Below are 16,146 nucleotides of genomic sequence, written 5' to 3'. Positions count from 1 at the left end.
CGGCAGTAGGCAGTCCATGGGCTAGAGTGAAGTACCAACGTAGCTATTCAAAGGGCTTGCAGATGAACTTAGCCATTGATGCTATTGCAAACGTGATTGGTGGAAACGACAGTGAGATCTAATTGGCGTTGGAAATTGCATCCGCGATAGCTTCACTCAGCCAGGAGCACTTGAGATGACAAACACCCAAAAGTTGCTGTTCGCTTTAGGATCCGCAATAGCACTGCCAGTCGCCACATGCCTTGCGCAAGCGGAAGAGCCGCAGATCAAGACGCTCACCTCACCGAAAGATCCAACGGAAAGCGCAGTTCTAATAGGTAGAGTCATCAACGACGGGCTGACAATCCAGTTCGAGCTTGAGGGCGCCGAAGCTATGTGGATGCAGATGGGAACACCTGCTCAGTGGAGTGAACATGTTCCCGCAAAGAACGAGCGGTATCATATTGAGATCAAGGTGACGGACAACGCAACCAAGACGCGACTCCCGTACTCCACGGTTACCTTCGCTGCGACGAACAAAGCCAATGGAAAGAGCGTAGAAACGATTCTACCGCCGATGTGGGGCGGCAGTGGTTTGCATTACTCTGAAAACAGCCCCTTAGCTGGTGATGGTGTTTACGCCGCCACGGTCACTGTTGGTGTTCCAACGTTCGCTCGTGAAATGCAGGACAAAGACCTGTGGTCGAAACCGGTAAACGCCCACTTTCACTTCAAATTGAAGGAAGGTGTGCTTGTCGAGGTATCAGAACCCGTCTCGGCAGCAAACTAGCGGAGCCCATTTTGCCGAAGGAGGGCGCAGATAAGGGATTTCGGAAGAACTTCACCACGGTGCTGGAGCATAAATTCCAATAATGAAAACTCTTTCGCCGTTAGGTCGATCCGTTTCCCTCCTCGAAACGCCTGATGCTTGAGTAGGTCAAGCTCAAGATCACCGATTACTAAATGGGGCTGACTGGATGGAGGGTCTGCTCTGTGCAGCAAGACTCGGACTCTAGCAAGTAGCTCGGGGAACGCAAAAGGCTTGACCATGTAGTCATCAGCACCCAGATCCAATACTTTAACTCGGTCTTCTACGCCATCGCGAGCTGAGAGGAACAACACTCGCATACTTGCGCCTGCGGCCCGGATCTTTGTCAGGACGTCCCAACCGTTGAGCACCGCCATTAATAGGCTTTTTTGCTATCGTTGCATTAAATTGAGTGATCACAAAGGGATAAGAAATGGCGATTCCAATGTGGCAAGGTCAAGTCGCGCTGGTCAGCGGTGCGGGCAGTGAAAGTGGTATTGGACTCGCAATCGCCCGACGTTTGGGCCGCGAAGGCGCGCGAGTCTTGATCACTGCCAGCAGTGCGCGAATTCAGCAACGTGTCGCCGAGTTGCAGGCTGAAGGTATAGACGCTCGGGCGATGGCAGCCGACCTGACTGACGAATTGCAAGTCAAAGCGCTGACCGATTGGGCTCATGAGCAGTTCGGCCATATCGACATTTTGGTCAATAACGCCGGCATGGCTATGGTCGGCAGCCCGGAACCCTTCGTCGAAGTGGCGGACATGGATTTGGCGACCTGGAATCTATCTCTGGCGCGCAACCTGACTACCGCTTTTTTGCTGACTCGTGCGGTGTTACCTGGGATGAAGACGCGCGGTTACGGACGTATCGTCCACATTAGTTCGACGTCCGGTACACGCGGAAGCAATCCAGGTGAGTCGGCTTACAGTGCGGCAAAAGCAGCAATGCTGGGGATGAATATGGCCCTGGCGCTGGAAGTCGGTAAACGGGGCATCACCGTCAACAGTGTTGCACCAGGCTGGATTGATACGGGAGCATTGACCGAAGAAGAAAGCCGCGCGGGTACCTACACTCCGATCGGTCGCGCCGGTCGTCCAGAAGAGGTTGCCGCTGCAGTGGCGTTTTTGGCGTCTCCGGAAGCCAGCTATATCACCGGTGAAGTGCTGGTGGTGGATGGCGGTAATTGTCTGATCGAAAACAAGGCGCCCTGACGTTAGCTTGGACTGCTGTCTTTTAGTGAGCCTACTATTTAACGAAGAAATCAAACGCGCAGATACTTGCTAGCCTTAAGCCGGATGCTAGCTCCGCCAGCGTTGAAATAGTGACTCAGGTTGAGCGATTACTTTCAGGTGCTTCCATACCAGAACATCCGTGCAGCCCAGCCATCCTTAAGCACCACGTTTGTCTTTCGATGACGTAGGGCATCGGCATACACCAAACTCGGCCGAAGGCCGGGCCATTGGCATCTCGCCGGATAGCTGGAATGGGCCATGATCTTGTGCACCATCTGATTACGATTACGGCAGTGCACAAATTATGGCGGATGATTGCGAGGGTGGGGGTGGTACGTTGCTTGAGAGTTCACCAGTCCCTGGTTCAGAAACAGAGACGTTTTTACGGGTGGATACTGGATCGTTAACCATCAAGTGCGGATTCATCTAGGTTTTAGATTGTAATAGAGCCAGCTGGGTCTTCAGCTGTGCGACTTCAGCTTCCAGTTCACGCACTCGCTCCTTGGCCTCAACTTCGACGCTGACGTCCTTCTGGATACCGATGAAGTAGGTGAGTTGATCTGTGTCGTTGAACACTGGGGTGATCGACAGCTCGTTCCAGAAGGCGCTGCCGTCTTTGCGATAGTTGCGAATGACTTGGCGGCAGGGGAGCATGTTCCTTATCGCCTCGCGGATTACTGTCAAACCAGCTTGATTACGGTCATCACCCTGCAGGAAGCGGCAGTCCTGGTACAGGATGTCGTCAACGCTGTACCCCGTAAGGCGCTGAAAGGCGGGGTTGGCATAGATCAGGATGTTTTCGTCGCCTTCCTGCTCTGCTACCACGATGCCGTCGTTGGATGCTTCAACCACCAGTTTCAGCAGTTCTGCGTCGATCATTTTCAGAGCCCCAGTGAGTGACATCTCATTTTTAGCGGTTACCCGCCATACACGCAGTAATCAGTATAACCCTCGGCATTACCGCCATACACTGTGGCTGAGTTTAGAGGGGGCAGCGGCCAATCGTTCGAGATTCTGGCTGGCAGATCCGGGTTGGCCATGAACGTACGGCCAAAAGCGACAAGGTCGGCCAGTCCTGAATCCAGCAACTGCGTAGCGCTTTGTGCAGTGTAACGACCGGCGTAGATGATCGCACCGCTGAAAGAACTACGGACTGCGCGACGGAACGATTCCGACATCAGTTGTGCATTATCCCAGTCCGATTCGGCGATAACCGTAGGCGTTTGTGAAGGGAGTCGCCGTACTGGTCTTCGCGATGATTGCTATGGGCTGAAATGAACTGATTGACCAAGTAAAGCTAACCATTGGCATAGTGCAGCTCACTACCGTCGAAGCTTTCAATTACCACCAATGTGTCGGTCAAACCAGGATTTTGCTCAAGCCGCAAGGCTGAATCATCTAGCTAATGTCGACGAGTAATTGCTGATCGCGTGTACGACTTGGCGAGCACTATCCTGAATATCCAGAATCACTCGACCAGCCTCTCCGGCTAATTTGACCCCTTGTTCTGCCTTGTCTTTACTCGCCTCCATCCTGGCCACTGCCCCCTGGGCTAATAAACGATTGTGCTGCACCACTTCAACAATTTTGATGGTGGCCTGGCTTGTGCGCGAAGCCAGATTGCGCACTTCGTCAGCGACCACCGCAAAACCTCGACCCTGCTCTCCGGCACGAGCCGCTTCGATGGCGGCGTTTAGCGCAAGAAGATTCGTTTGTTCGGCGATGCCACGGATGGTCTGCACGATGCTGCTGATTACTTCTGACTGCTGACTGACATCATTGATACCTTCGGCTGCGTGATTCAATTCGCTAGCCAGGCTTTGCATGACACCCACGGTCTCCTGCACCACTCGGGCGCCTTCCTGTGCTGTATTGTCGGTTTTCAGCGAAGTCTCATAGGCCATGCGTGCTGCTCGTGACTCAGTTTCCTGCTGGAGAACCTGAGAAGTAATATCGCTTGCAAACTTAACCACTTTGTAAAGGCTGCCGTTGGCGTCGAACACCGGATTATAAGTCGCACGTAACCAGACGGTTTGTCCCTGGTGGTTGAGGCGCTTGAAGTTACCGGAGAAAAATTCGCCGTGATTCAGGCGCTCCCAGAACTGGCGATACTCGTTAGATTCACTTTCGCTACGCTCACAGAACAGACGATGGTGCTTGCCAACAATCTCATCGAGGCGGTAACCCATCACTGCAAGGAAGTTCTCGTTGGCGCTGATGACTTCTCCCTGCCGGTTGAACTCAATGGTTGCCATGGAACGGTTAATCGCGTTGATTTGACTTTCCTGCTCTTGTTCCTTCTGCACCCGGGCGGAGACATCAGTAGCAATCTTGACGACCTTAATCACCCGTCCAGAGGCGTCGCGAACAGGGTTATAGCTAGCCTCCAGCCAGATCTCACGCCCCTGTTTGTCCAGGCGCAGGAAGCGGTCGTTTATGGACTCACCATTACTCAGGCGGGACCAAAAACCTTGATAAGCGACGCTGTTGGCATAGGTCGTTTTACAAAATAAGCGGTGATGCTGGGAGTGAATTTCCTCGAGGCGATAGCCCATTACGCTCAGGAAATTTTGATTGGCGCCGAGGATCGTGCCATCGGGCTGGAACTCAATCAGAGCCATGGAGCCACCTAATGCTGCGAGGGTGGCTTCGCAGACAGCCAAACGCTGCTTGCTGATGGCCAGTTCTTTTTTGATTTGCGAGTTGAACATACGTACCTCAGTGGCTATGGACTGCATGGCACTTTCATTAAGCCGACGCAAAACCTGTACAGCATGATGCCATTTGTACAATAAAATTCAAGATTGAACACGAAGGGAAGCATGTTGATCGCGGGTAATGCGCTGATCGGGTAGGGGATTGAGCACCGGCAATTGCCTACCGCTCCCAGGCGCCGGTTCAAGCCGATCACAGCGAACACTAATAAATAATTGATGGGACCCATAGTCGCCTCTGCGCAGGTCTTTAATGTATAGAGCGCAGAACGGGCATTCATCAACAAAGGAAGGCGTCACCCACTGCTGATCAGCCTTGTGCGAATGACAGCATCTTGTATAGGTTTGCATCAAGTAAGCATAGGAACACACTGAGGATGGACGCTCTTTTTTGCGCCTTGAAGTCCACCGCATTCCCTTGTCTCGGCATGGCCAATCGGGTCGAGTGTTCAGTGGCCTGCAATTTACGGTCAGGGATCAGAAAGGCACTGTTACCGGCATCACACCTGTAACGTGAACCAAGCCTAAGGCGTGAACGTGGTCATCGCTGAAGGTTTTGATGCCCAAAAGTTAAGCGACAGTGCCGCCCTTTTGAGTAGGGGCGGCTGTCTTCACCTTCGGGCGGTATCCTTTGGTATCGCTTTACGATCAATTTCCTCGGTATGTGGAGAAACCGTAAGGGCTCAGAAGCAACGGGATGTGATAGTGAGGAACGGTACCGTCCACCTCAAAAATGACGGGTACCTCCGGAAAGAAGCTGGACGTTTTGTGCGACTTGAACCACTCACCAGTCTTGAAGGTGACACGGTAGGTACCTTTCTCCAGACCCCGACCTTGCGGATACAGCCCGGTGATACGACCTTGCTCGTTGGTAGCCGCGCTGTTGAGCATGTCCCAGTTTTTCCCATCCTGTTTTTCCAACGTGACATTGACTCCAGGGGAGGGCAGACCATCCTGCAAGTTGAGTACATGCACGCTCAACGGATTTGTTGCCGCTGATGCAAGGGCTGAAAGGGCACTCAATACAGCGCCAGCGAAGATACTTTTCAATACAGTCATGGTGATGTCCTTAGTTTTTAACGGCAGGTAAAACTTTGTTGATAGCGACCTCTGCGCAACTTTCATCGTGTGATGCGCCCCCCGCACCAGCCACCCCAATGGCGCCGATGACCTGACCATCGAATTTCAATGGCACGCCTCCACCGAGCAGTAACAACTCATCGAGGGTGTTGAGGTTTTCAGCATCTGGATTAGCGCGAGCGCGCTCAGCTAACAACCGCGTCGAAGTCTTGGTCGACAGGGCGGTATAGGCTTTGCGTTGCGCGGCTAACGTGTTGTGCGGGCCGACATTGTCATCGCGTTGCACGGCAACCAGATTGCCGCCTCGGTCGACAACTGCGGCGACGGCTGTGCGGCCATCGGCATGACAGGCGGTCAGCGCGGCCGTTAGCAAATCGTTGGCCATTGCAAGTGACACGTCCTGGCGCTGCGCAACCTGATCCGGAGCTGCAACGGCGAACGCAGAGTTCATTGCGAGTGTGATCAGCAATGAAGTCGATAGGCTTGTACGCATGCTGTTTCCTTGGTTGGTTGAGTCTGTCTGGGTCATTGCCAGACATCATGACCAGCCCGCTCCGTCAGAATGATTACCTCCTGATTACCAATATGTAATGTGAGAAATCAGCGAAGCGGGCTAGCCTGTGCGCCAGTCCTGGAGGAAAAAATGCGTATCCTGGTGGTTGAAGATGAAACGAAAATGGCGGATTACCTGCGCAAAGCCCTGACTGAATCGGGCTATTCGGTAGAGATCGCTCTTGACGGCCTCGATGGCCAGCATTTGGCACAGGAGAGTGAGTTCGATCTGATCATTCTGGATGTCATGTTGCCGGGGTTGGACGGCTGGCAATTGCTGCAAATCATCCGGCGTAAGTGGCAGACCCCGGTACTGTTTCTTACCGCACGTGATTCGGTTGATGATCGGGTCAAAGGGCTGGAGTTGGGGGCTGATGATTATCTGGTGAAACCCTTTTCCTATGCCGAGTTGTTGGCACGCGTACGCACTTTGCTGCGCCGTGGCCCGCCTCGCGAGGTGGAGCATTTTGTGGCTGGCGACCTAAGTCTGGACTTGTTGCGACGCAAGGTAACGCGCAACGGAGAGCGCCTCACCCTGACCAATAAGGAGTTCGCCCTACTGCACTTGCTGCTTAGTCGTGAAGGGGAGGTGCTATCGCGTTCGTTGATTGCCTCACAGATCTGGCAAATGAACTTTGACAGTGACACTAATGTGGTCGATGTCGCCATCCGCCGACTGCGCGCCAAGGTTGATGATCCTTACCCGCTGAAATTGATCCACACAGTCCGTGGTATCGGTTACATGCTCGAGGTGCGATCTTGACTCTGTTTCCGCGCACTCTGAGCCTGCGCCTGGCGATCATGTTCGCATTGGTCAGCGCACTGTTATTGGGCTCCATCGGTTTTTATCTTTATCAATCGTTACAGCGAGAGATTGCGTGGCGCGACGACCAGGCCCTGCTGGGACGCCTGGAGCGAATGCAAGCATTGATCAGCGATAGCGACAGCATCGAGCAACTGCGAGGTCGGCCCAAGCTCTACGAAAACATGTTGGGCAATCGCGACAGTCTGCTATGGATTGTCGATGACACCGGCAAGGTGTTGATCGAAATCAACCCGGTGGGTATGACTTTTCCAAAGTTGCCGGCTGCCCCCCAGGCGCGCCTTGTTGAGGATCACTCTTCCGAGGCTGTGCGGCTTGCCTGGCAGGATGTCATACAAGGTGATCGCGGCTTGACCTTGATCGCTGGCAAGTTGTTGGGTGAGCGCGAGCAGATGCTGGGGGTTTACCGACTCAGGCTTTGGCTGGCCATGTCAGTCGGAGCGCTATTGGCTTTTGGATTCGGTTGGTGGGTTAGTCAACGAGGCCTGCACCCTGTGCGCCTGCTGGCCAAGCGCGCGGCCGCTATCGATGTGCAGCATCTGCATCTGCGGCTGGATGAGTTCAGTGAGCTGAATGAACTCAAACCGCTCTGTAATGCCCTCAACCAGATGCTTGCACGTCTTGAGGACGGATTCGCCCAGCTTTCACGTTTCTCGGAAGACCTCGCCCATGAGATGCGAACCCCACTAGGCAACCTGATGGGACATACCCAACAAACTCTGAGGCGCAGTCGCTCTATAGAGGACTATCAGAACCTGCTGGTTTCCAATCAGGAAGAGTATGAAAGGCTGGCCCGCATGATCGACAGCATGCTGTTCCTCGCTCGCACCGAGCAACCAAACGCTTGCGTAAAATTCGAGCAAATCAACCTGCACGATCTGATCGAGCAGCTCTGTGAGTATTTCGAAGGGGTAGCGCAAGAACGAGATGTACAGCTGATAAACCAGGCCCAGGATCAATTGCTGGGTGATCCAGGCTTGATCCGTCGAGCACTTGCTAACTTGCTGGCGAATGCGCTGCGCTACGCAACTCCTACCTCTGCAGTGACGATCAGCAGCAGGGTTTTGGAGCACCGTCTCGACATCACTGTGCACAACCACGGCGAGCCGATTGCGGCAGAACATCTTCCACGATTGTTTGAGCGTTTTTACCGGTGTGACCCATCACGCAATCAACCCGACGATTCCGGAGGGCTGGGATTGGCCATCGTTCGTTCGATTATGCAACTGCATGGCGGTCGTATAACCGTTGATAGCACTGACGCAGGTACGAGCTTTCACTTGGAGTTTCCCCTTATAAACGCCTGAGCTCGAACCGAAGGTATTGCACACGACACAGCGAATACTGGCAAATTGCCCTATAGTGAGTTTCGTTGCGGTGGTGACCATCTAGGAAGCAGCAAATGGGGCTCGAAAATTTTTCTTTCGAGCACATGCGAAAGGGGTAGCCGCAGTGCAGAGCAGAAATCGTATCGGATCTGATTCCTTGGGAGTTGTTTTCAATGCTCAGCGACCTTCAAATCGGCATTTATCGGTCGTTCACCCGCGATCTCTTTTAGCTTCAACGGTGCTTGCCAAGGCTCGGCTCTCGCTCTGCGCTTTGGAAAAGTTAAAGTGATGCTTACTAGGCGGCGCAGCTCCCTGGCAGGTTTCATTTTCCTCGCTGTCGGATTGGTTGTTTTTTCAGCTCTGTTACTGCTGAAGTCTGAGACTGAACGTAGAGAAAAGCGTTTCTCGGAATACGTACAAAATATTTCCGGCATCGTGCGCAATCAGCTTGATACTAATGAGGCTGTGCTGGCGGGTTTCTCGGCATTTCTTCAAGCCGTCGATCAGAGCGATACGGAAGCTGCGGCCCGGTATGCAGCCGTCGTTTTAGCCGCTTACCCTCATATTTATATGCTTGAGGCGGCGCGGGCGGTACCCATCGCCGAACAGGCGGCTTTTGAAGATCTGTTGCGCCGTACTTGGCGACCAGACTTTCAACTCAAGGATTTTCCGAGTCTCACTCACCAACCTGCGCAACATCAGGTCTATCTCAATGAGACTTGGCCTGTATTGTTCATGTACCCCTTACTCCCTGAATCGAGTTCGATCTATGGCGTCAAGCTAGAAACCGTCGCCTATCTCTCCTATGCGTTGGCTCGAACACACAATAATCAGAAGCCGGTCGTATCGCCTGTTTTCTCAATGTATGAGGGGGGAACGCTTACATTCTGATGCAGTCAGTCATTCGTCCTGAACAGGATCGAGGGAACACTCGCCCCAATTTCTTTGGCAGCACGATGGTGTCTTTGCTTTTGATCAAGACGGACTCGCTACAGGAGGCTGTGAGTTATGCGAACGTAGATCCCCTGGTTCGCGTCAGTGCTGTCCTGAAAACCGCCGCAGGATCTGAAAGCAATGTTTTTTCAACGCAGACCGAGCAAGCCTGTATCTTGGATCGCTTCCTATTACCGGCGCTATCTGACCGAGTCGAGATCAGGAATGTTTCACAACCGATGATCTTGTTGTTTGAGCGTCAGTTGCGATTGGGGGATATTCTGACCGCGGAAACATTGATCATCCTTGCGGTTCTCGCGGGGGCATTCGTGCTTGTGCCTGTGGTATTGATTCGGCATTTCAAAGCGATCGAAAGAGCAGAGGTTGAACACGAACGCTCGGCTTATCTCGCAACTCATGACGTGCTCACCCAACTGCCTAATCGCTACCTTTTCGCCGATCGATTTGATCAGGCCTTCTCCGATTGGAAAGTGAACGGGGTTCCATTTGCCGTGCTGTTGATCGACCTGGATCACTTCAAGGATATCAACGATAAGTACGGCCATGAGGTCGGCGATCAGGTTCTCCGAGCGGTCGCAAATCGCATGCTTCAAGCCACTCGCTCGTGTGACACCATCGCACGCTACGGCGGGGATGAATTCGTGATTCTGGTTACAGACATTACCCACACCGAGAGTGCGGAACTGAAGGCGGCGAGGGTGCTCGAAACCATCGCGCAGACAGTCGTGACCAGTGCAGGAGAGCTTTCAATATCGTGCAGTATTGGCGTATCGCTGTGTCCTACCCATGGCAAGAGTCTCGATACATTGCTTAAGGCGGCGGATCAGGCCATGTATGGCGTTAAACAACTGGGGCGAAAAGGAGTCGCGATGACTGAGTCCCCGGAAGCTTGAGATGCTCACTAGCACCGCTAGTCGCTTAGTCAGGCAAGGATCCATCGGATGTAAATTTACTTTAGCGTCCCGTTGGCCTCGATGCGGCATTGGCCTTCGTCATATTTAAACTCGCAGCACGCCCCCCTAGAACAAAACGGCAACCCAACAAGGCGTCAGTTTTTATTTGCGCGTTACTGACTTAGAGGCGGCTTTGCCTTTTGCGGTCTTTCTTCGGTAGCGATCTTGCGTCTAGGATATTCCGGCTCATTTAATCGCTAAGTTCGGCAACAAAGACCCAGGGAGCCTGTCAGGTTCTGTTAGAAATGCTCTGAATACAGATATCATTTCTGCATATCGGCATTCCGACTTCCGATGCGGCCTATCAGGTTGAAATACCTTGAAATCCTTACGTGATTGAGACCCCCCGCGTCTCTCTAAGTTTGATTTCGCAATGCCGGGCCCCTCCGACAGCTACGCCGTAACCGTCCGCCAAACACACCTTCCCGACTCCGGCACTCAGGGTAATGATGCCAAATCAATCCAAAGTGGACACCTAAAATGCCCGTACCGGCGCAGTCGAATTAGTTTTGGCCAAGGTCAGTTATCCCACCACGCGTCGCGAGGCTGTTTTGCCTGCGATAAAAGGCGTGAATTGCCCATACCACCCCGACCAATAGCAACCCTGTCCCAAGCGCTTCCATAGGAGAGGGCCAGCGTTGGTTGATCAGCAGGCCCATCGTAGTTGCATAAATGGTTCCGCTGGCGATCAATTGCCCGCTGAGCGCCAGAGGTAGACGTCGAGTTGCAATTGACCATGCCCAGGCACCCGCAAGGGTAGCCCCTAACCCCTGAATCAACCCACAGACTAATAGCGCCTGAGTACCTGCTAACCCGCTCGGATGGCTAGCGAAGTGGGACAGGTTCAAGTGCAGACCAACGGGTATGAACGCCAGCATCTCGACGCTGCACATGAAGATCAACATGGCTGACCACAACATGGGGGACATGCTTGGGCGCTGAGCCAAAGCACTTTCATTTAACAATCCAAAACCAGTCCAAAATCCAATTGCCATTAACGATGCGAGCAGCCCCAGCAGTATGGAATGGGTCGGGAGCACCACCTTTGCGGCGTTAAAATCAAACACGCTCAAGTTGACCAAACTTATGCCCAATGCCGCCACCAGCAGCGGCCCGACAATGGCGCGCCAGGGCACGCTGGAGCTTCGCATGTTGCCGGCGATCGCAAGCACAATCGGTACTGACCCCATCATCACCGGAGGGATCACCGGCCCAGCTGCCAAGACTGCAGTGGTGATCAGGAAGAAGTAGCCGATGTATCCCAAGAAGCCCAGCAGTGCGGCACAGGCCCAGTCGCTCAGTCGCAATTGCCGAACTTCGCTGCGGTAAACAAACAGCACAAGCAGGCTACCTAAACCGGCAAAGGCATAGCTCACCACAGCCAGATCAAAAAGGCTGTAATCGCCGACCAACCCCGGAAAGATGTAGAGCAGCGACCATGAAAAAGTGGCGGCAATGGCCGCTAATAGGCCTAGGGTCATACGCTCTGCTCCTGTTGGGCCTGCTTCCGGATCCAGCAATGAGCTACGTGTCGGGCAGTGTCGAATACCCTGACGTCCTGGCCCATGGCGCCGCTGACAAAACTGCCCTCCAGTAAGATAAACAGCCCCTCAGCAACTACGTCAGGGTCACTTATACCGGCGCTCACGGCCAAGGTAGTGAGATTGTCGCGTATCCCTTGCTTATGCCTGCTCACTGCCAAATGCACAGGGTGGCTAAACTGGGGGAATTCGGCCGCACTGTTGACGAACAGGCACCCGCGTTCGCTGTCTTGTAAAAGAAAGCGTTGATACAAATCGAAAAAAGCGAGCATGCCACTGACCGGGTCAGGATGCCCTGCCAAGGTGCGCTCTACCTCTTCACGCCAGCGTCGGTCGCGCTCCTCAAGGCAAGCCACTATCAGCGCATCCTTGGAGGGGAAATGGCTGTAGAGCGTCATCTTGGTAACACCTGCCATCGCGGCGATGGCCATCACACCAGTAATGTATATACCTTGTGAAAGAAACAGCTTCAGCGCTGAGTCAATCAAGCGTTCACGGGTATTGTCCAATTTAAGGCACTCCGGCATAGGGACGGAGCTAACTATACTGACCGGTAAGATTGGGGTGCATCCAAATACGACCTGAATCATGGCCGTTACGACGCAGACCGCAGTATGCAAAAGCAGCAGTAAATCGCAGGATTTGGCCAGCCAGGACGTTCGTTACGCTAATTAAACGCACCCTGCACCCGAGTGGTTAACGCATACGCTCTTGCCTCTGGTATGTGACGGGAATCGATCCACGGGTAAGGATGTGCATTTATGGGGCTAGTTGTAGAGGTCGGCAAATCGCCAATAACATCATCTTTGAAGCCGATTACGCTTGCAGCGACGTTTGAGGGCTTGCCTATTACACCGGATAAATTACCGAAGCTGGAACAAGCCCGTTTTCTGGCAATTCAGTACCACGATGCTATCTTTTAACGGCTTCCAACCGAGATGGAGTTCTATGAAATGGCTAGTCGTCTTCAAGAAACCGATCGCTTCGAAGCAATAGGTAAGTCTGGACGGCAATATACGATTGTTGAATCAACGAGCCAGTCGTCACGAGACGCCATGATTGGCGATGAGTCAAAGTGGGTTAACGGATCATCATATTTGCGCGCGATAGATTTTGGGCCGGTCAGTCAGATCAGCGATTCCGAGTTTATAATTTTTCTCACCGGAGAAAAAGTTAGGAGGCTTAAATGAGCGCATTGCAATATTCCGATTACCAAATCAAGTAAAGCAAACCGAGCTTGTTAGATCGCGGATCTGAGTAGTAGCTAGAATATTAAGGTCTACGGTAAGACGCAATTAATGCCACTGACGCTTTATTTCCTGCCACTGCTCGTTTGCCAGCCATTTATCTGCCAACGGAAAGAAAATATTTTCCTCCGAGTCCATATGATCGAAGTATTTTTTGATAAAGTCATCGATAGTATCAGCAATTACTCTCGCTTCCTGAGTTGTGTCCTCCAACATCTTCAGCTGTCCAGCAATGCGCCCAAATGCTTGATGATCTCGCTCGATATCCTTAACCCGTTGGTGGATCGGCGCCTCAGTCGCTAGCAATGCCAGCCTAATAAGTTCTTCATTTTCATGGTGTTGTCGTTCTGCATCACCATGCATGGCTTCCAGCATCTTGAACAACAGCTTGCAGTCATCAGCACCATCGGATTCGGATTCATGCCTCATCTTCCTCAGCAACTCTTTGATCTGAGTGATTTTTATAGCGACCTCATGATGATATGCCTGAAGTTCTTTCAACAAGACGTTCATATCAAAACCTCTAAACGACACCAAACCGTCACGGCGAAATATTTCTTAACCCGCGACCTCCAAGGCAAACAATTTTTTAAATCTCCATATTTATCAATGCCTTGTTAGCCGAGCTCACCAGCATGATTTAACATTATTAGTATAGGCGAGCACAGAGTTCGCGCTTTGTCTCGCTGAAAGGAGGTCTGTAAACATCTTAAACTCGCCGCAGGGCAGGGAGCCTTGGACGACCAGGCAAAGCACAGCTGGCGCGGTTTCCCTATTAATTTTGGTTTCAAGAATCTGTTCATTGCATTGGAACGCTTTAAAAACCCGATCACTAAGAACTGAAGACTGGAAGGGTTCTAGGGTGCGGTCGACTTGGTAAATGCAGGCACTGAGCATGATCTCAAGGATGCGAAACTCCTTATATGCCGTCGCCTCCTTGCCCGCAAAGCAATGGGCAATGATCCAATTCTACAAAGCGATTCATTACGCTGACCCCAGCTTCGGATCGCCATCAATCTCGCCCAAGCGGGGCTTTTGGGCCTACAGTCTTGAGTGTCGCTCACTGCAAGGAATACAAATGAACGTGTTGCCTTCAACCTCTCCGCCAAAGCACGTCAGCCTGCTGGGTTATGGCGGTCTGTTGCCGTTTATTTTTCTGGCGCTACTGATCCCGTTCTCTCTCGACTATCGGTCGTTGTTTACGATTGCGCTTGTTAACTATGGCGCAGTCATCCTGAGCTTTGTCGGCGCCTTACACTGGGGCTTCGCCATGACCGTGCAAGACATGAGCGCCGAGCAGGGCAGAGACCGGTTCATCTGGAGTGTCATTCCTGCGCTTGTTGCTTGGATTGCCACGTTACTGCCAATGCCATTGGGTTGCTTGCTGTTGGTCATCGGCTTTGTTGCCCACCTCCGGCAGGACAGGCAGCTGTTGCGGGTTACGAGCTTGCCCGCTTGGTACTTGCCGATGCGATTACGGCTTACCTTCGTGGCGAGCGTCTGCTTGCTGCTTGCCGCGATCGTTGAGGCGCTTCATTCATGAAGCCTCGTGAGCCCGGTTCGTTGCCCGTGCCTGGCAGCCGCTTATCGCGGTTGATGCGTTTTGGCAGTTTGGCCTCGGGCGTCGCGGGCGGCATGCTAGCCGAAGGCGCTCGGCAGTGGGTTCAGGGCAAACGTCCGGCGCTCAGCGAACTTCTGTTGACGTCGGGCAATGTGCATCGGGTGGTCGAGCAACTGTCGCAACTGCGTGGCGCCGCCATGAAGGTTGGCCAGTTGTTATCGATGGACACAGGTGATTTGTTGCCGCGCGAGTTCAGCGAAATCCTTTCTCGTCTGCGTTGCGACGCTCACCCTATGCCTATGAGCCAGTTGGTGGCAGTCCTCAACGGAAGCTGGGGCAAGGGGTGGGAAGAGCGCTTCGAACGGTTTTCCTTCACGCCATTGGCGGCAGCGTCCATCGGCCAGGTTCATGCTGCGAAAGATAAGGACGGCCAACGCCTGGCGATCAAGGTGCAATACCCTGGCGTGCGCGAGAGTATTTCCAGCGATGTGGATAACGTTGCTACGTTGCTGCGCATGTCCGGGATGCTGCCTAAAGGCATGGACATCGGCCCATTGCTCCAAGAGGCCAAGCGTCAGCTACAGGATGAAGCGGATTACATGAAAGAAACCGAGCACCTACAGCGCTTTGATCAACTGTTGGCGGACAGTCCTGACTTTCTGGTTCCTCGTGCGTATGCCCAGTTCAGCACGCCAAATATTTTGGTGATGTCCTTCGTTGATGGAGTAGCGGTGGAGTCACTAGAGCACGCGCCGCAGGCAGAGCGCGACCGGATCATCATGTTGCTATTCGGCCTGTTTCTTCGCGAGGTGTTCGAGTTCCAGTGCGTGCAGACCGACCCTAACTATGCCAATTACCGTTATCAGCAAGGCTCCGGCCGGATGGTGTTGTTGGACTTTGGCGCCACGCGACTTTATGACCGCAACACTACCGAGGCTTATCGCCGCTTGTTGATTGCAGGCCTGCATGAAGACCGTGCCGCCATCACCAATGCCGCACTGGACGTCGGCTACTTTCAGCCTGAAACACTGCCCAAACACCGAGCGGTGCTCACTGATCTCATTACACAGGCCTGCGAACCACTGAGGCTTCAAGGTGCCTATGACTTTGCGACGTCTGACCTGGCTGTACGCTTGCGTGATACCGGTTGGGAACTAGGTGCTGACCGCGACTTCTGGCACACGCCACCTGTGGATGTACTGTTTCTGCATCGCAAGGTGGGAGGCTTGTACCTGTTGGCCGCGAAGCTGAAGGCGCGGGTGAATGTCCGGAGGCTGTTCGAGCCTTACGTGATGTGAGCGCTTTATGGACGATTAATGCTCGTCCTGGGTACCACTACTGCTTAACCAGGCCTTTACATAATTCTCGGCCC

Annotated in this window: 15 protein-coding genes and 4 pseudogenes; 9 read left to right on the top strand and 10 right to left on the bottom strand. The window is 53.1% G+C overall.

Annotated elements, in window-relative coordinates:
• Positions 1 to 175: 175 nt before the first annotated feature.
• On the top strand, positions 176 to 769 hold the full coding sequence (locus HP062_RS05220) for an iron transporter (RefSeq protein WP_172790996.1): 594 nt from the start codon (positions 176 to 178) through the stop codon (positions 767 to 769).
• A 23-nt stretch (positions 770 to 792) separates the two neighbouring features.
• Here the strand turns inward: HP062_RS05220 and HP062_RS05215 are convergent.
• Positions 793 to 1,158, bottom strand: a pseudogene (locus HP062_RS05215) (response regulator); the annotation flags it as partial.
• Positions 1,159 to 1,220: 62 nt separating this feature from the next.
• On the opposite strand from HP062_RS05215, the gene HP062_RS05210 reads away from it, so the two are divergent.
• Complete coding sequence (locus HP062_RS05210) at positions 1,221 to 2,000, top strand: SDR family NAD(P)-dependent oxidoreductase (protein ID WP_042932070.1); 780 nt, start codon at positions 1,221 to 1,223, stop codon at positions 1,998 to 2,000.
• Positions 2,001 to 2,447: 447 nt separating this feature from the next.
• On the opposite strand, the gene HP062_RS05205 is transcribed toward HP062_RS05210, so the two are convergent.
• The 6 genes and pseudogenes from HP062_RS05205 to HP062_RS05185 all read right to left on the bottom strand — a co-directional run bounded on the left by HP062_RS05205 (position 2,448) and on the right by HP062_RS05185 (position 6,308).
• Positions 2,448 to 2,900, bottom strand: a complete 453-nt coding sequence (locus tag HP062_RS05205) for a PAS domain-containing protein (protein ID WP_010460270.1) — start codon at positions 2,898 to 2,900, stop codon at positions 2,448 to 2,450.
• Positions 2,901 to 2,938: 38 nt separating this feature from the next.
• Positions 2,939 to 3,354 (bottom strand): annotated as a pseudogene (locus HP062_RS05200) (hypothetical protein); the annotation flags it as partial.
• A 61-nt stretch (positions 3,355 to 3,415) separates the two neighbouring features.
• A pseudogene (locus HP062_RS31415) lies at positions 3,416 to 3,850 on the bottom strand (methyl-accepting chemotaxis protein); the annotation flags it as partial.
• A 156-nt stretch (positions 3,851 to 4,006) separates the two neighbouring features.
• Positions 4,007 to 4,642: pseudogene (locus HP062_RS31410) on the bottom strand (PAS domain-containing protein); the annotation flags it as partial.
• A gap of 741 nt (positions 4,643 to 5,383) precedes the next feature.
• The gene (uraH, locus tag HP062_RS05190) at positions 5,384 to 5,794 is read right to left on the bottom strand and encodes a hydroxyisourate hydrolase (RefSeq protein WP_077748458.1); all 411 of its coding nucleotides are present in this window, start codon (positions 5,792 to 5,794) and stop codon (positions 5,384 to 5,386) included.
• A 10-nt stretch (positions 5,795 to 5,804) separates the two neighbouring features.
• Entirely contained in the window at positions 5,805 to 6,308 is a 504-nt protein-coding gene (locus HP062_RS05185) for a heme-binding protein (protein WP_172792544.1), read from the bottom strand.
• A gap of 150 nt (positions 6,309 to 6,458) precedes the next feature.
• On the opposite strand from HP062_RS05185, the gene HP062_RS05180 reads away from it, so the two are divergent.
• The 4 genes from HP062_RS05180 (at position 6,459) to HP062_RS31290 (ending at position 10,365) form a co-directional block, all read left to right on the top strand.
• The gene (locus HP062_RS05180) at positions 6,459 to 7,130 is read left to right on the top strand and encodes a heavy metal response regulator transcription factor (RefSeq protein WP_172790994.1); all 672 of its coding nucleotides are present in this window, start codon (positions 6,459 to 6,461) and stop codon (positions 7,128 to 7,130) included.
• Positions 7,127 to 8,497, top strand: a complete 1,371-nt coding sequence (locus HP062_RS05175; protein WP_077748455.1) for a heavy metal sensor histidine kinase — start codon at positions 7,127 to 7,129, stop codon at positions 8,495 to 8,497. The genes HP062_RS05180 and HP062_RS05175 overlap by 4 nt, the downstream gene beginning before the upstream one ends.
• 309 nt (positions 8,498 to 8,806) lie before the next feature.
• The gene (locus HP062_RS31295; protein WP_306163364.1) at positions 8,807 to 9,409 is read left to right on the top strand and encodes a CHASE domain-containing protein; all 603 of its coding nucleotides are present in this window, start codon (positions 8,807 to 8,809) and stop codon (positions 9,407 to 9,409) included.
• On the top strand, positions 9,409 to 10,365 hold the full coding sequence (locus HP062_RS31290; RefSeq protein ID WP_306163356.1) for a GGDEF domain-containing protein: 957 nt from the start codon (positions 9,409 to 9,411) through the stop codon (positions 10,363 to 10,365). The genes HP062_RS31295 and HP062_RS31290 overlap by 1 nt, the downstream gene beginning before the upstream one ends.
• 563 nt (positions 10,366 to 10,928) lie before the next feature.
• On the opposite strand, the gene HP062_RS05165 is transcribed toward HP062_RS31290, so the two are convergent.
• Both HP062_RS05165 and HP062_RS05160 read right to left on the bottom strand, forming a co-directional pair.
• Positions 10,929 to 11,906 carry a DMT family transporter gene (locus HP062_RS05165; protein WP_172790993.1) on the bottom strand — a complete coding sequence of 326 codons (978 nt, stop codon included), beginning with the start codon at positions 11,904 to 11,906 and terminating at the stop codon, positions 10,929 to 10,931.
• A complete protein-coding gene (locus tag HP062_RS05160; RefSeq protein ID WP_154911710.1) occupies positions 11,903 to 12,475 on the bottom strand; it encodes a TetR/AcrR family transcriptional regulator in 573 nt (190 codons plus the stop codon). Before HP062_RS05160 ends, HP062_RS05165 begins: the two co-directional genes overlap by 4 nt.
• Positions 12,476 to 12,919: 444 nt before the next feature.
• On the opposite strand from HP062_RS05160, the gene HP062_RS05155 reads away from it, so the two are divergent.
• Complete coding sequence (locus HP062_RS05155; protein WP_077748452.1) at positions 12,920 to 13,156, top strand: hypothetical protein; 237 nt, start codon at positions 12,920 to 12,922, stop codon at positions 13,154 to 13,156.
• Between the two features lie 105 nt (positions 13,157 to 13,261).
• Here the strand turns inward: HP062_RS05155 and HP062_RS05150 are convergent, their stop codons facing one another.
• A complete protein-coding gene (locus HP062_RS05150; protein ID WP_172790992.1) occupies positions 13,262 to 13,726 on the bottom strand; it encodes a hemerythrin domain-containing protein in 465 nt (154 codons plus the stop codon).
• Between the two features lie 565 nt (positions 13,727 to 14,291).
• On the opposite strand from HP062_RS05150, the gene HP062_RS05145 reads away from it, so the two are divergent.
• The gene (locus HP062_RS05145) at positions 14,292 to 14,756 is read left to right on the top strand and encodes a DUF3429 domain-containing protein (RefSeq protein ID WP_172790991.1); all 465 of its coding nucleotides are present in this window, start codon (positions 14,292 to 14,294) and stop codon (positions 14,754 to 14,756) included.
• Positions 14,753 to 16,072 carry an AarF/ABC1/UbiB kinase family protein gene (locus HP062_RS05140; protein ID WP_172790990.1) on the top strand — a complete coding sequence of 440 codons (1,320 nt, stop codon included), beginning with the start codon at positions 14,753 to 14,755 and terminating at the stop codon, positions 16,070 to 16,072. The genes HP062_RS05145 and HP062_RS05140 overlap by 4 nt, the downstream gene beginning before the upstream one ends.
• Positions 16,073 to 16,146 lie beyond the last annotated feature (74 nt).

Source organism: Pseudomonas sp. B14-6 (assembly GCF_013260315.1).
In the GTDB taxonomy this organism is placed as follows: domain Bacteria; phylum Pseudomonadota; class Gammaproteobacteria; order Pseudomonadales; family Pseudomonadaceae; genus Aquipseudomonas; species Aquipseudomonas mandelii.
This window is presented reverse-complemented; position numbering and strand designations above follow the sequence as displayed.